At 41.2% G+C, this 15793-nt stretch carries 11 protein-coding genes; 9 read left to right on the plus strand and 2 right to left on the minus strand.

The genetic code is table 11. The annotated features are described in order from the left end of the window. Nucleotides 1-123: 123 nt before the first annotated feature. A complete protein-coding gene (locus G0028_RS04400; protein ID WP_180045883.1) occupies nt 124-2982 on the minus strand; it encodes a ribonucleoside-diphosphate reductase subunit alpha in 2859 nt (952 codons plus the stop codon). A gap of 555 nt (nt 2983-3537) precedes the next feature. Between G0028_RS04400 and bfmR the strand changes: the two genes are divergently transcribed. Then, nucleotides 3538-4254: a response regulator transcription factor BfmR gene (gene bfmR, locus G0028_RS04405; RefSeq protein ID WP_130073936.1), complete on the plus strand. Its 717-nt coding sequence runs from the start codon at nt 3538-3540 to the stop codon at nt 4252-4254. 45 nt (nt 4255-4299) lie between these two features. Beyond that, nucleotides 4300-5928 carry a sensor histidine kinase BfmS gene (gene bfmS, locus G0028_RS04410; protein WP_227554769.1) on the plus strand — a complete coding sequence of 543 codons (1629 nt, stop codon included), beginning with the start codon at nt 4300-4302 and terminating at the stop codon, nt 5926-5928. A gap of 98 nt (nt 5929-6026) precedes the next feature. On the opposite strand, the gene G0028_RS04415 is transcribed toward bfmS, so the two are convergent. Continuing rightward, nucleotides 6027-6383: a hypothetical protein gene (locus G0028_RS04415; RefSeq protein WP_180045881.1), complete on the minus strand. Its 357-nt coding sequence runs from the start codon at nt 6381-6383 to the stop codon at nt 6027-6029. Between the two features lie 739 nt (nt 6384-7122). Between G0028_RS04415 and ndhC the strand changes: the two genes are divergently transcribed. The 7 genes from ndhC to nuoH all read left to right on the plus strand — a co-directional run bounded on the left by ndhC (nt 7123) and on the right by nuoH (nt 15792). Continuing rightward, nucleotides 7123-7671 (plus strand): NADH-quinone oxidoreductase subunit A, encoded by a 549-nt coding sequence (ndhC, locus tag G0028_RS04420; RefSeq protein WP_130073933.1) that lies wholly within the window; start codon nt 7123-7125, stop codon nt 7669-7671. 7 nt (nt 7672-7678) lie between these two features. Beyond that, a complete protein-coding gene (locus G0028_RS04425; RefSeq protein WP_130073932.1) occupies nt 7679-8356 on the plus strand; it encodes a NuoB/complex I 20 kDa subunit family protein in 678 nt (225 codons plus the stop codon). Nucleotides 8357-8442: 86 nt separating this feature from the next. Further along, on the plus strand, nt 8443-10230 hold the full coding sequence (gene nuoC, locus G0028_RS04430) for an NADH-quinone oxidoreductase subunit C/D (protein ID WP_174493164.1): 1788 nt from the start codon (nt 8443-8445) through the stop codon (nt 10228-10230). Nucleotides 10231-10244: 14 nt separating this feature from the next. Further along, nucleotides 10245-10754, plus strand: coding sequence for an NADH-quinone oxidoreductase subunit NuoE (gene nuoE, locus G0028_RS04435; RefSeq protein ID WP_130073930.1), 510 nt, complete (start codon nt 10245-10247; stop codon nt 10752-10754). Next, a complete protein-coding gene (gene nuoF, locus G0028_RS04440) occupies nt 10751-12079 on the plus strand; it encodes an NADH-quinone oxidoreductase subunit NuoF (protein WP_130073929.1) in 1329 nt (442 codons plus the stop codon). Before nuoE ends, nuoF begins: the two co-directional genes overlap by 4 nt. An 11-nt stretch (nt 12080-12090) precedes the next feature. After that, nucleotides 12091-14775: an NADH-quinone oxidoreductase subunit NuoG gene (gene nuoG, locus G0028_RS04445; RefSeq protein ID WP_180045879.1), complete on the plus strand. Its 2685-nt coding sequence runs from the start codon at nt 12091-12093 to the stop codon at nt 14773-14775. A gap of 3 nt (nt 14776-14778) precedes the next feature. Then, on the plus strand, nt 14779-15792 hold the full coding sequence (gene nuoH / locus G0028_RS04450; protein WP_130073927.1) for an NADH-quinone oxidoreductase subunit NuoH: 1014 nt from the start codon (nt 14779-14781) through the stop codon (nt 15790-15792). Nucleotide 15793: the final 1 nt, after the last annotated feature.

Raw genomic sequence — 15793 nt, forward strand, 5'->3', positions numbered from 1 at the left:
CAAAGATATCTATTTCTTTTTTCATAATTATTCATTCTAAATAACTATGCCACGTAGCCACGTTTGAAATTTTCAGAGAGGCCACTAGCGTAGCCTATATTCTGAGTAGATACCTTTAGTTAATTACTGACAAGCTTCGCAATCAGGATTGTCGATTGAACATGCTTGTGGAACTGGAGCAGCGTTGGCGAAACCTTCTTCCTCAGCAGGAGCAACAGGTTTAGCTTCAGCAACAGGCGCTGCAACCGTAGTTGGCTTAACTGCGTTCAATGCACCCGTATTGATGGTAGATTTTTCAGCAGAAGTTGCACCCAATGCACGGAGATAGTAAGTCGTTTTAAGACCGCGTAACCAAGCCATCTTATAAGTTAGGTCAAGTTTCTTACCATTTGCACCTGAGATGTAAAGGTTAAGCGATTGCGCTTGGTCGATCCATTTTTGACGACGTGACGCAGCATCAACGATCCAACGTGGTTCAACTTCAAATGCAGTGGCAAAAATGGCTTTTAATTCTTCAGGAATACGTGCAATTTTTTGTACTGAACCTTCGAAATGTTTCAAGTCATTGACCATCACAGAGTCCCAAAGACCACGATCTTTTAACGCACGTACTAAGTACGGGTTGATCACTGTAAATTCACCAGAAAGGTTAGATTTTACATACAAGTTTTGGAATGTTGGTTCGATAGACTGAGATACACCACAAATATTTGAAATAGTCGCAGTTGGTGCAATCGCCATCACATTTGAGTTACGCATACCGTCTTTTTGAACTTTGGCACGTAAAGTGTCCCAATCCAAACGAGTTGTACGGTCAACTTCGAACATGCGTTCAGGACGTGATTTAGCAACGATGTCTAAAGAGTCGATTGGTAGAATCCCTTGATCCCACAATGAACCTTTAAATGTTGAATAAACACCACGTTCAACAGCCAAGTTGCTTGAAGTTTCAATTGCGTAGTAGCTGATGACTTCCATCGATTCATCTGCAAAATCGACAGCTTCATCAGAACCATAAGCAAGCTTCATTTCATATAAAGCATCTTGGAAGCCCATGATCCCCATACCCACTGGACGGTGTTTCAAGTTTGAATTACGTGCTTGTTCAACTGCGTAGTAGTTGATGTCAATTACGTTATCCAACATGCGAACCGCAGTTTTAACTGTACGTGCTAGTTTTTCACGGTCGAGTTTGCCACCTTGTACGTGTTGAACAAGGTTGATCGAACCTAAGTTACATACTGCGATTTCATCTTTATTGGTATTTAAAGTGATTTCTGTACATAAGTTAGAAGAATGTACGACACCCACGTGTTGTTGTGGTGAACGTAGGTTACATACGTCTTTGAATGTGATCCAAGGGTGACCAGTTTCAAACAACATTGACAACATTTTGCGCCATAAGTCTTTCGCACGGATTTTCTTATGAAGCATGTTTTTTTCTTTGGCAATGCCTTCGTAGTACGCATAGCGTTCAGCGAATTCTGCACCAGTCAAATCATGTAAGTCAGGTGTTTCAGATGGTGTGAATAAAGTCCATTCAGCATCTTCAAAGACACGTTGCATGAACAAGTCTGGAACCCAGTTCGCAGTATTCATATCGTGTGTACGACGACGGTCATCACCTGTGTTTTTACGAAGCTCTAGGAATTCTTCAATGTCCAAGTGCCAAGTTTCAAGGTATGCACATACCGCACCTTTACGTTTACCACCTTGGTTGACTGCAACTGCAGTATCGTTGGCAACTTTAAGGAAAGGCACTACACCTTGAGATTTACCATTTGTTCCTTTGATGTACGAGTTTAAAGCACGTACTGGTGTCCAGTCATTGCCTAAACCACCTGCCCATTTAGAAAGAAGGGCATTGTCACGCATCGCACCATAGATGTCATATAGGTCATCTTGGATTGTTGTGAGGTAGCAACTCGACAACTGTGGACGTAAAGTACCAGAGTTAAATAATGTTGGTGTAGATGCCATATAGTCGAAACTAGACAATAAGTCATAGAATTCGATTGCACGTTCTTCTTTATTCTCTTCGTTTAACGCAAGTCCCATTGAAACACGCATAAAGAACAATTGAGGAAGTTCAAAACGCACGCCATCTGAGTGAATGAAGTAACGGTCAAATAAAGTTTGCAGGCCTAAATAGGTAAATTGGTTTGAACGCTCAGGTTTGATCGCTGCTGCCAATTTTTTAAGGTCAAAGTTCAATAAGTCAGCAGATAACAGCTCTAACTCAACACCTTTGTTTAAGTAGGTTTCTAAAGCATCATTTTCTAAGGTCTCTTCAGAAAGACCTAAAAATTTAAGACCTGTTGCAACCAAATCATCACGGAGTAAACGTGCAGTCACATAAGTATAGTTCGGTTCTTGTTCAATACGTGTACGTGTTGCCATCATCATCGTGGTTGAGATGTCTGACTGTTTTACACCGTTATATAAGTTTTTAACTGTTTCATCGACAATGGCTTGAACATTGATGCCTTCTAAGCCTTCACTTGCTTTTTCAATCGTGGCTTGAAGTTTGCCCAAATCTAGAGGCTGTAGCTGACCATTCGCATCTGTGATTTGTAAAGTAGGGTGGTGATGTGCACCTGTTTGTTTACGTGCTTCAGAACGTTGTTCACGATAGATCACATAAGCACGAGCAACTTTTTGTTCGCCAGTACGCATAAGCGCCAATTCAACTTGGTCTTGAATCTCTTCAATGTGAATTGTTCCGCCTGAAGGTAAACGACGATTAAAAGTATTCATTACCATCTCAGTGAGCTGAGTGATGCGATCATGAATACGGCTTGAATCTGCACTTTGTTGACCCTCTACAGCCAAAAAAGCTTTACCAATTGCTACAGAAATTTTATCTGCATCAAAAGCGGCTACATCACCAGTGCGTTTAATCACTTGAAGTAGACCTGGGGTTGTAATGGCGTTCATTGTCAGCGTAGCTCCATTGTCATCATTGTTATGTTTATGGACCATTTGAATCGCAGCAACATAGAAGAAATATGTTGTCGAGATGTTTGAGGACTAAACACAATACTTAGTGGTTTAATGTAAATTAGGACACAAGATACGGTAAAAATTAGGGGAGATCAATATTGACATTTCGATAATTTTCTTTCTGAAAAAGTTGAAAAAAAATTGCAATATTTAGGGTCTCTTGTGGAGTTTTTATATATGCCTTATTAGACAAGGGCATAGCATAGCAAACTCTGTAAAAGCTGCTTATAGATAACCTTGTGGATAACTAAAAACAGTGCGTTTAAAAAGACAGAATGTGTACAATGAAATAAATTGTATAAAAAACGTGCCTTAGCGTAGTAAAAAATAGAATAAATTTAAAAAACATCAAAGGTGTGATAGAAAACTATCTACAATTCAATAGTTAATAAAATATAACAAAATGCTACTGTCATGTATCAGTTTGGTGAATAGGGTCTTGTTTACAATGTAAACGTGTGTATATTGCAAAGCATAGTGTGTTGAATCTGCGAGATTTGTAGCAGACACAAAGTCAAATACAGGGGCAAATAGATGAGCCAAGAAGAAAAGTTACCAAAAATTTTAATTGTAGAAGATGATGAGCGTTTAGCCCGTTTAACACAAGAGTATTTAATCCGTAATGGGCTAGAGGTTGGGGTAGAGCCAGACGGCAACCGTGCAATTCGTCGTATTATTGCTGAACAACCTGATATGGTGGTGCTAGATGTGATGCTACCAGGTGCAGATGGTTTAACCGTTTGTCGTGAAGTTCGTCCACATTATCATCAACCGATTTTGATGTTGACTGCTCGTACGGAAGATATGGATCAAGTGCTTGGTTTGGAAATGGGTGCAGATGACTATGTTGCTAAACCTGTACAACCTCGTGTGCTTTTAGCGCGTATTCGTGCCTTACTGCGTCGTACAGACAAAGCGCCAGAAGATGAAGTAGTACAACGTATTGAGTTTGATGATCTTGTGATTGATAACGGTGGTCGTTCTGTAACTTTAAACGGCGAGCTAGTCGATTTCACCAGTGCAGAATATGACCTTTTATGGTTGTTGGCATCTAATGCTGGACGAATTTTGTCACGTGAAGATATTTTTGAACGTCTGCGTGGGATTGAATATGATGGTCAAGACCGTTCGATTGATGTGCGTATTTCACGTATTCGTCCAAAAATTGGTGATGATCCTGAAAATCCAAAACGCATTAAAACTGTACGTAGTAAAGGGTACTTATTTGTTAAAGAAACAAATGGGATGTAATGCTATTTTCTGGTTAGGGATTTAGCTCTATATAAGGTTGTTTTCGTGTCCAAACACAGCATATTCCTGCGTATTTACGCAGGATTAGTTATTCTTGTCGTCTTAGTTGCTTTATTTGGCTATTTGCTTGTTCAGATTATTAATTATCAACGTGCGCAAGAATATCGTGAATCTCTAACGGATGGTATTTCTTATGTCATCAGTGAGGGGGTGGCACGTCAACAGACTGAACAACAAAGAATAGATTGGATTTCAGATGCTTCCGACTTATTAGAACTTCCTATTCATTATGTTGATGCCAGTAAAGTTGAACTTTCTCGCACTGAAAATAAACGTATAGAAAGTCAAAAAGCTGTTGTACGTTATGATGCTGAACATGGTATTGCGTATTTAGTTTTAGGCATTCGTAATGATCCTAAACATTATTTATATATTAAAGTTGATCAGTTTGCAGAGCGACAAATGAAAGCTCTTCCTGTCTTTATCATGGATTATTTGGTCTACTATCCGGGGCAAGAGCAGGAGTATCTGAAAAAAATTCAGCAACATTTTTACTACCATGTGGGTGTAGAAAAGGTTTCGGGGCTTAATTTAGATCCTGAGCAACTTGGACGTTTGCGTTCAGATCAGCCTGTTATTTTATGGCGCGACAGTGCAACCGTACGTGGTACAACTATATCTATAGTTTCTCCTTTGCCAAGCTCTCCAACTGATGCGCTCGTGATCGGTCCAGTACCTATGTTTAATTGGATGCCAGTAAAACTTGCTGCAGGTATCACCTTGCTCAGTATGTTTTTACTGTGTCTGGGGGTTTATGGCTTGATTGTGCCAATGCAACGTAAACTGAAACAGGTGAATGATGCCTTGGATGTCATGAAGACAGGTGATATGTCACAACGGGTGCCTGTAGAAGGGCATGATGAGTTAGCAAGCTTAGCCACAAGCTATAATAGTATGTCAGACCACATTCAACGCTTGATCGAAGCACAAAGGGAGTTGATGCGTGCAGTTTCGCATGAATTGCGAACCCCTGTTGCTCGAATCCGTTTTGGTATGGAAATGTTGGCAGACGAAGACGATTATGAATATCGTTTGCAACAGATGGAAATGATTGATAAAGATATTGAAGCTTTAAATACGTTAATTGATGAAATCATGACCTATGCTAAGCTTGAGCAGGGTACGCCATCTCTTAATTTTGAAAAAATTATTTTGGTCGATGTGTTAGATCAGGTTGCTGTTGAAACAGAAGCCTTGAAAACTCAAAAAGAAATACATCTTGTTCCATTGTCTAGTGATGTAGTCGTGGAAGCAGAACGCCGTTATTTACATCGTGTGGTACAAAACTTAGTCGGTAATGCGATTCGTTATTGCGATGATCGTATTTATATTAGTGGTGGTGTTGATGCGGATACAGGTATGGCTTATGTTTGTGTTGAAGATGATGGACCGGGCATTCCTGAGGAAGATCGTAAACGTATTTTTGAAGCCTTTGCTCGTTTAGATGACAGTCGTACACGTGCTTCTGGTGGTTATGGTTTAGGGTTGTCAATTGTCAGTCGAATCGCCTATTGGTTTGGTGGGACGATTGAGGTCGATGGAAGCCCAACTTTAGGTGGTGCACGTTTTAAAATGTCTTGGCCGGCACATAGAAATAAACTTAAAGTGAAGTAATTAGTGATAGGGCTTGTTTAAGTCCTGTTGTAAAAAAAGCACCGATTTCGGTGCTTTTTTAGTTTTCATTGCGAGTTTTTCATTGAGAGGCATTTAACTTATTGGTGTAAGGTTGCATCAGGTGCAATGATCGGTTTGCCATCACGTAAAGCTTGTAGCGCATCAGGATTAAAATCAATCAATAAGCTATTTTGTTCAGCATCAATTTTATATTCGCTAATAATTTTTTGATCGCCATGTAGGGTGTCAATCGTATATTCGTCTGCAATATTTAAAATACCCTCTAAATTGGTGGTGGTTGAGGCTAAATCTTGACGAAAAAGCTCATAAATATCACGTAAATCGAAGATTGCATTATTGGCATCGGGATGTTTTTTGATATACCCCTCAATATGACGAACTAATAATTGAGCAAATAAAAAATAATTGGGTTTGTGTGCAAAGTTCATGCTCATGTGTTGTACTCCTTATTATTATTTTCTAGCATACACAGAACAACTTAATGAATTGTATAAACTTTATTAATGGGGTGTTATTGAATTGAAAAATAAAACTTGCTTAAATTTTATCATTTTTGAGTCGTGTCTTTTGTGGTGCATTGTCCTTAAGGTAGGTGAGAAGTAGGCAATATTTCTTTATGTAATCGTAAAGTGTTGGTCAGCTGTGTCGATTGTAAAATATTTTTGATAATTTAATGGTTTTTAATTTAATAATTTGTATTTAATTTTGTATATATTATCTTTATTTGATAATTCTAAGATTTTTAATTGGTTTTGCATTTGGTTTTTTTTGAAGAATGTAACAAAATATTTTAAATATCTTTGCGGTTAATTTTTGCTATAAAAAAGGCATGAAATTGTGAAAATATGGAAAATTAGACATAAAAATTAGATAGAGTTTAAAATTAAGTAAATGATTTAAGATAAAAAATCAAAAGAAAGGGTATGTGTTTGGAAAAACTTATTATTTTTGTATTGTTGATTTAATAATACGATTATTAGGCATTGTATGAGTCTGAAATATATGTCAATACCCCAAAAGACTAAAAAATCATCCAAAAGACTTATAGTTATAAACTAGCAAGAGATGATACCAATCGGGTACAATTGTTCAGATTTATTTTGTGTTTGGTGTATTTTTAGGCCAATACATACATTCTTTGTTAATAATAGGCCTGCCAGGAGTTATCCCCGCATGAGTGCCATTACTCCATACGATTGGGCAATCATTGCCTTCGTGATCGGCGTTACATTTCTATGTGTCTTTATGCTCACAGTCCCTTTACTCCTTGGGGGTAAAGCATGGGGGCGTGCGAAGCAAGAGCAATTTGAATCAGGTGTGGTAGGTGCTGGTGGTGCACGTATCCGCTTATCTGCAAAATTCTATTTGGTTGCAATCTTCTTTGTCGTGTTCGACTTAGAAGCACTTTATCTATATGCATGGGCAAACTCTGTTCGTGAAGTAGGTTGGATAGGATTTGCAGCGGCTGCTGTGTTTATTTTAGTTTTACTTGTTGGTTTGATTTATGAATTATCTACAGGGGCTTTAAATTGGTCACCTTCTGATAAGCGCAAGGCAGCAGGAATTAAAGCTAAGATAGGTTCGCCAAATATGGATCTTGCTGAAATCACACGCTTCAATTCTATTGAAGAGTTGGTTGTTGATCCTACTGGTACGATTCCAGCTCAATCATCTGGTCGTGTTAAATCGAAAACACCGACTATGTCACTGAATAAGGAGTAAGTCGGGAATGAAATATACATTAACCCGTGCGAATCCAGAAGCTGATCAATATCCACTTCAAGATCGTCAGATTGTTACAGATCCGCTTGAAGAAGAAGTGAATAAAAATGTGTTTATGACTCGTTTAGAGGATTTGGCACATACAGCTGTTAACTGGGGCCGTAAAAATTCATTATGGCCTTTTAACTTTGGTACTTCTTGCTGTTATGTAGAGTATGCAACTACCTTAACAGGTGTGCACGACTTGTCACGTTTCGGTGCTGAGGTTATTCGTGCTTCACCACGTCAGGCAGACTTGATGATCGTTGCAGGAACATGCTTTGTTAAAATGGCACCTGTAATTCAGCGTTTGTACGAGCAAATGCTTGAACCTAAATGGGTGATCTCAATGGGTGCATGTGCAAACTCTGGTGGTATGTACGATATCTATTCAGTTGTACAAGGTGTGGATAAGATCATTCCTGTCGACGTTTATGTGCCAGGTTGCCCACCGCGTCCAGAAGCATTGATTCAAGCGCTGATGTTATTGCAAGACCAAATTCAATTAGAACGTCGTCCGCTTTCAGCGGTAATCGGTGATGATCTTCAGCCAGTGTATAAGCCAAAGATGATGCCAGAACGCGACCGTAAGAACGCTGAACGTATTGCAGTGAAAAACTTACGCTCTATGGATGAAATTGAGTAATTTTTTCTGATGAATGTTTGACATAGCTGAAGGCTGTGATCATCGGGAAATTTGACAGAATTTGTATTAAATAGGAAGCCAAGCCAATGGCTGAAACTGAAATTGCTATGCCAGAATCGACTCCTGTTGATTCACGCCCAGCATTTGCGATTGTAGAAGATCTCAAAACCAAATTTGGTGAGAACTTTTACGTGCAACCAACGTTTGAAGATTTTCCAACGGTCTGGGTTGAGCGCGCACGTGTACAAGAAGTTTTAATGTACTTGCGTACAGTATCACGTCCATACGTGATGCTATTTGACTTGTCTGCAGTAGATGAGCGTTTACGTACACACCGTGATGGATTGCCTGCATCTGACTTTACAGTGTTTTACCACTTGTTATCGTTAGAACGCAATAGTGATATTCGTATTAAAGTTGCGTTGAATGAGAATGATATTAACATTCCAACAGCGACCAATATTTGGCCGAATGCCAACTGGTACGAACGTGAAGCTTACGATATGTTTGGGATCAATTTCGAAGGGCATCCAATGCTCCGTCGTATTTTGTTACCAACGTATTGGGAAGGTCATCCATTACGTAAAGAATATTCCGCACGTGCGACTGAATATACGCCGTATATGCAAGACAAGGCTAAACAAGATTTCGAACAAGAACATCTTCGTTTTGTACCTGAAGATTGGGGTCTAACTCGTGGTAATGACGACGAAGATTTCATGTTCTTGAACTTGGGTCCTAACCATCCATCTGCACATGGTGCGTTCCGTGTGATCTTGCAGTTGGACGGTGAAGAAGTGAAAGATTGTGTGCCTGATATTGGTTATCACCACCGTGGTGTGGAAAAGATGGCTGAGCGTCAGACTTGGCATTCCTTCATTCCCTATACAGACCGTGTGGACTACTTAGGTGGTTGTGCGCAAAACATGCCTTATGTGATGGGTGTGGAGCAAATGGCGGGAATCACTGTTCCTGACCGTGCACAATGTATCCGTGTCATGATGTCTGAACTGTTCCGTATCAATAACCACTTGTTGTATATCGGTACTGCGATTCAGGATGCGGGTGGTATGACCCCAGTATTCTATATGTTTGCTGACCGTCAAAAAATCTATGACGCGATTGAAGCGATCACAGGTTTCCGTATGCACCCAGCATGGTTCCGTATCGGTGGTACAGCGCATGATCTTCCAAACAACTGGCAAAAACTGATTCGTGAAATTCTCGAATGGATGCCAAAACGTTTGAAGGAATACCATACTGCAGCATTGAAAAACTCAGTGTTTATTGGTCGTACGCGTAATGTTGCACAATACGATGCGAAATCTGCATTGGCTTGGGGTGTAACAGGTACTGGTCTACGTGCGACAGGGATTGATTTCGATGTTCGTAAATATCGTCCATACAGTGGTTACGAAAATTATGACTTCGAAATTCCTGTTGAGTATGAAGGCGATGCGTATGCGCGTGTGATGGTTCACTATCGTGAAATCGAAGAATCATTAAAAATCATAAAACAGTGCTTGGATAATATGCCATCTGGTCCTTATAAAGCGGATCATCCTTTGGCAGTTCCACCACCAAAAGACAAGACTTTACAAGATATTGAAACTTTGATTACGCACTTCTTGAGCGTGTCATGGGGTCCTGTAATGCCTGCAGGTGAAGCATCTGTGATGGCTGAAGTGGTAAAAGGTGCATCGAACTACTATTTGACTTCTGATAAGTCAACCATGAGTTACCGTACCCGTATTCGTACACCAACCTTCACGCATTTACAGCAAATTCCTTCCGTGATTAACGGCAGTCTTGTATCTGACTTGATCATTTATTTAGCGACGATTGATGTCGTTATGGCTGACGTGGATCGCTAAGGGGTAAACGCATTATGATGATTTTGACTGATAAAAAGCCACGTGTGAATGTTGAAGGGATTTTGACTGCGGAAGAAATCCACGAAATTGAACATCACATTGGTCATTATCCATACCCACGTGCTGCATCTTTGGATGCCTTAAAGTGCGTACAACGCCGTAATGGTTGGGTGGATGATGCACAGTTGCATGCAATTGCTCAATTATTGACAATTAGCGTTGCTGATTTGGAAGGTGTAGCGACGTTCTATAACCGTATTTACCGTCAACCTGTGGGGCGTCACGTAATTTTATTATGTGATTCAATTGCATGTTTCTTGATGGGTGCGGAAACTTTGGCAGAAGCATTCCAGCGTGAATTGGGTATTCAATATGGTCAAACGACAGCTGATGGTCGTTTCACTTTATTGCCGATTTGCTGCTTAGGAAATTGTGACAAAGGTCCTACCTTGATGATTGATGAAGATACTCACGGCTTGGTTGAAGTGACATCAATTAAACAGTTATTGGAGAAGTATGTATGAATACTGAACCAAAACCAATTTATGGCGACGGTAACCCAGAAACTCATCCATTAACTTGGCGTTTGAGTAAGCAAGAGTCTGTTCGTAGTGCAGATGACTACGAAGCACTTGAAGGTTATGCAGGCTTTAAAAAAGCACTTTCTATGCCGCCGAAAGATGTGCTTGAAGTGATTAAAGCTGCTACCGTAAAAGGTCGTGGTGGTGCAGGTTTCCCAGCAGGGATTAAATGGTCATTGATGGCACCCAATGATGGTGGTCCACGTTACCTGATCTGTAATGCCGATGAAATGGAACCAGGAACATTTAAAGACCGTTTGTTGATGGAAAAACTTCCACATCAATTGATCGAAGGGATGTTGATTGCTGGTTATACCCTTGAAGCAACGCAAGGTTATATCTTCATTCGTGGTGAGTACATCGAAGCTGCACAATACTTAAATGAAGCTTTAGAACAAATTCGTGCTAAAGGTTATTTGGGTGACAATATCTTGGATTCAGGATGGAGCTTTGATTTACACGTACATACTGGTGCAGGTCGTTATATCTGTGGTGAAGAAACCGCATTGATTAACTCACTTGAAGGTCGTCGTGCAAATCCACGTACTAAACCGCCATTCCCGCAAGTTGCAGGGGCTTGGGGTCGTCCTACGATTGTAAACAACGTAGAAACGTACAACAACTTACCCGCAATCATGTTGCGTGGACCTGAGTGGTATATTGGTTTGTCTGCGGGCAAGTCTAAAGATCCAGGTACGAAAATCTACGGTGCATCAGGTAAAGTGAAATTCCCAGGTTTATGGGAATTACCATTTGGTACAACTGCACGTGAAGTCATTGAAGATCATGCCGGTGGTATGCGTGATGGCTTGAAACTTAAAGCATGGTTACCAGGTGGCGCATCGACTGACTTCTTGGCTGCTGAACATATCGACCTTCCTATGGATGCTGAAAGCATCATGAAAGCAGGTTCACGTTTAGGTACGTGTTTGCTGATGGTGGTTGATGAAACTCAATGTATGGTTTCAGCTACACGTAACTTGGAAGAGTTCTTTGCGCGTGAGTCATGTGGTTGGTGTACACCTTGCCGTGATGGTTTACCTTGGGCGGTTAAAGCGCTTAAAGCACTTGAGAATGGTGAAGGTAAACAGGAAGATATCGATCATTTACAGGAATTGACCCGTAAATTATGGATTGGTAAAACTTTCTGTGCCCATGCTCCAGGTGCGATGGAACCACTTATGGGCGCACTCAAACATTTCCGTGGCGAGTTTGAAGCGAAAGTTGTCAATGCAGCTGCTCAAACCCGCAACGTAGAACAAGCTTAAGGAATTCGACTATGGCTACAATTCATGTCGATGGAAAATCGTATGAAGTCAATGGCTCGGAAAACTTGCTACAAGCATGTTTGAGTCTAGGCATCGACATCCCATATTTTTGTTGGCATCCAGCTTTAGGTTCTGTCGGTTCTTGCCGTCAATGTGCTGTGACGCAATACGCGAATCCTGAAGATACGCGTGGGCGTTTAGTCATGTCATGTATGACGCCTGCATCTGACAATACCTATATCTCAATTGAAGATAAAGAAGCGACATCGTTTCGTGAATCGATCGTTGAGTTCTTAATGACCAACCACCCACACGACTGTCCAGTCTGTGAAGAGGGTGGTCATTGTCATTTACAAGATATGACTGTGATGACACAACACGATCGTCGTCGTTATCGTTTTACTAAACGTACACATCACAACCAAGAATTAGGTTCGTTCATTGCACATGAAATGAACCGTTGTATCGCATGTTACCGTTGTGTTCGTTACTATAACGACTATGCGGGCGGTACTGACTTTGGTGTATATGCCAATGCGTCACGTGTTTACTTTGGTCGTCCTGAGTCAGGGACTTTAGAGTCTGAATTCTCGGGTAACTTGACTGAAGTTTGTCCAACAGGTGTATTTACCGATAAAACTCACTCCGCACGTTATAACCGTAAATGGGACATGCAATACGCACCGAGCGTATGCCAAGGCTGTTCTTCAGGTTGTAATATCTCTCCGGGTGAACGTTATGGTGAACTACGTCGTGTAGAAAACCGTTTCAATGGCGAAGTAAACCAATACTTCCTCTGCGATAAAGGTCGTTTCGGTACAGGTTATGTCAACCGTGAAGATCGTCCTCGTCAACCACAATTCCGTAAAGGGACTGCTGTAGAAACAGTTTCAGTCGATACAGCATTGGATACAGTGATTGCAAATGTTCAAGGCAAAAAAGTCTTGGGTATTGGTTCGCCACGTGCATCACTTGAGTCAAACTTCGCATTACGTGAGTTGGTGGGTCAAGAGCACTATTCAACAGGTCTGTCTCAAAAAGAGCAAAACTTGGTTGAGTTAGCTGCATCAATCATGCAAACAGAGGGTGTTTATAACCCAGGTATGCGTGAAATTGAAAGCTACGATGCAGTATTGATCTTAGGTGAAGACTTAACGCAAACTGCACCACGTATGGCATTGTCTGTTCGCCAAGCTGCGAAAAACAAAGCCAAAGAAATGGCTGCAGAACGTCGTACACAAGATTGGTTAGCAGAGCCTGTTAAACGTATTGGTCAAGATGCCAAATCTCCAATTTACATCTTATCTGCGACGCAAACACGTCTTGCTGATGTTGCGACAGGTGAAGTGGTTGCTTCTCCAAATGACATTGCGCGTTTAGGTTTTGCGATTGCTGCGGGCGTAAAAGGTGAAGCGATTCTTGGTTTAGATGAGGATGCAAAAGCATTTGCACAAACCATTGCTGACACATTAAAAGCTGCGAAAAAACCACTCATTATCTCGGGTACAAGTTTACAAGATGCTGCGATCATGGAAGCTGCTGCACAAGTTGCACAGAATCTTGGTTCAACAGCAGGTTTAACATTGACTGTTCCTGAAGTGAACTCAATGGGCTTGGCATTGTTTGGTGGTTTAAGCTTAGAACAAGCATTTGCACAAGATTATGACTCAATCATCATCATGGAAAATGACTTATTCCGTCGTTTACCTGCTGCACAAGTTCAAGCCGCGCTTAATAAAGCGCAAAGCGTGATTGTACTCGACCATTCTGAAACTGAAACTGTAAAAGCTGCGGATGTTGTTTTATCTGCTGCGAGTTTCGCTGAAGGTGATGGTACAGTGGTTTCACAAGAAGGACGTGCACAACGTTTCTATCAAGTGTATGACCCAAGCTACTACAAACCAGAACTTGCAATCAAAGAATCATGGCGCTGGTTACATGCCATTGAAACCGGTGTGAAAGGCAAAGCGATTTCTTGGACATTACTTGATGACGTGATTGAAAGCGTTGTGAATAATGTACCTGCACTTGAAGCGATTCAAGATGTTGCACCTGATGCAGGCTATCGTGTACATGGTTTGAAAATTGCGCGTGAACCACGTCGTTATTCAGGTCGTACTGCGATGCGTGCGCCACTTAATGTTCATGAGCCAAAACAACCAGTCGATGTCGACTCAGCATTAACGTTCTCTATGGAAGGTTATGTGGGGAATCAGACACCTGCAGCATTGGTTCCATTTGCATGGGCACCAGGTTGGAACTCTCCACAGTCTTGGAACAAATACCAAGATGAAGTGGGTGGTCACTTAAAAGGTGGTGATTCTGGCGTTCGTCTATTCGATCGTTTACCTAAACGTCCAGCACGGAGTTATGTTGCACCAGCAGCAGTTGTGGCAAACCCAGATAGCTTCCGTTTAGTGCCAATGCACCATATTTTTGCTTCTGGTGAATTCACCGTGAAAACACCTGCAATGGAATCTCGTATTCCTGAAGCAATGTTTGCTGTGGGTGAGCAAGATGCAGCACGCTTGAACGTACAAGATGGTCAGAAAATTACTGTGAAAGCAGGTGAGACTTCAATCAGTCTTCCAGTTCAAGTGATTGAGTATTTACCTACAGGTTATATCGGATATCCAGTTGGACAAGCGCCGACCGTTTCTCTTGCAGAGCCTGTATCTGTGGCGGTAGGAGTGTAATTCATGAACGAAACTTTACGCGCCCTCCCGACATGGGCACAAGATTGGCCAATCGCATATAGCGTGATTCAAGCGATTGTGATCTTGTTGGTTGTGGTGTTGCTTGCAGCACTAATGTCGTTCATTGAACGCCGTTTGCTCGGTTTATGGCAAGACCGTTATGGTCCGAACCGTGTAGGTCCGGGCGGTATGTTCCAGATTGTTGCCGACATGTTGAAAATCATGTTCAAGGAAGACTGGACACCAAAGTTTGTTGATAAACTGACTTTCCGTTTAGCACCAGCAGTTGCAATGGCAACTGCGGTACTGTCATTCATGGTTATTCCTGTTTCACCTTATTTAGGTGTTGCAGACATGAGCATTGGCTTATTGTTTTTTATGGCAATGGCGGGTATCGCAGTGTATGCCGTGTTATTCGGTGGTTGGTCATCAAATAACAAATATGCATTATTAGGTGGTTTACGTTCTGCTGCACAAACCATTTCTTATGAAGTGTTCTTGGGTATTTCATTGATGGGTGTAGTTGCAATTGCAGGCTCATTCAACTTACGTGAAATCGTAGAAGCACAACGTGATGTTTGGTTTGTGATTCCACAATTCATTGGTTTCATGATCTTCGTGGTTGCGGGTGTTGCGGTAACGCATCGTCATCCATTTGACCAACCAGAAGCTGAACAAGAATTGGCTGAAGGTTACCATGTCGAGTACGGTGGTATGAAATGGGGGATGTTCTTCGTTGCTGAATACGTCAACATCATCTTAATTTCTGCCTTGATCGTGACTTTATTCTTTGGTGGATGGTTAGCACCATTTAACTTAAACATTCCATTCATTCCAGATGCGTTCTGGTTCATTGCAAAAACAGCATTCTTTGTGATGATGTTTGTCTTGGCACGTGGTTCGTTAATGCGTCCTCGTTATGACCAAGTGATGAACTTTGGTTGGAAAGTATGTTTACCACTTGCATTGGTTAACCTTTTGGTGACTGGTGCTGTGATTCTGATGAATCAAGCCTAGG

Origin of the sequence: Acinetobacter piscicola, from assembly GCF_015218165.1 — a bacterium.
Lineage (GTDB): Bacteria > Pseudomonadota > Gammaproteobacteria > Pseudomonadales > Moraxellaceae > Acinetobacter > Acinetobacter piscicola_A.

Bases quoted from the DNA above. Each gene is read 5' to 3' on its own strand.
- bfmR (WP_130073936.1), top strand. From the start codon at position 3,538: ATGAGCCAAGAAGAAAAGTTACCAAAAATTTTAATTGTAGAAGATGAT.
- nuoE (WP_130073930.1), top strand. From the start codon at position 10,245: ATGATGATTTTGACTGATAAAAAGCCACGTGTGAATGTTGAAGGGATT.
- G0028_RS04415 (WP_180045881.1), bottom strand. From the start codon at position 6,383: ATGAGCATGAACTTTGCACACAAACCCAATTATTTTTTATTTGCTCAA.
- nuoF (WP_130073929.1), top strand. From the start codon at position 10,751: ATGAATACTGAACCAAAACCAATTTATGGCGACGGTAACCCAGAAACT.
- G0028_RS04400 (WP_180045883.1), bottom strand. From the start codon at position 2,982: ATGGTCCATAAACATAACAATGATGACAATGGAGCTACGCTGACAATG.
- G0028_RS04425 (WP_130073932.1), top strand. From the start codon at position 7,679: ATGAAATATACATTAACCCGTGCGAATCCAGAAGCTGATCAATATCCA.
- nuoG (WP_180045879.1), top strand. From the start codon at position 12,091: ATGGCTACAATTCATGTCGATGGAAAATCGTATGAAGTCAATGGCTCG.
- ndhC (WP_130073933.1), top strand. From the start codon at position 7,123: ATGAGTGCCATTACTCCATACGATTGGGCAATCATTGCCTTCGTGATC.
- nuoH (WP_130073927.1), top strand. From the start codon at position 14,779: ATGAACGAAACTTTACGCGCCCTCCCGACATGGGCACAAGATTGGCCA.
- nuoC (WP_174493164.1), top strand. From the start codon at position 8,443: ATGGCTGAAACTGAAATTGCTATGCCAGAATCGACTCCTGTTGATTCA.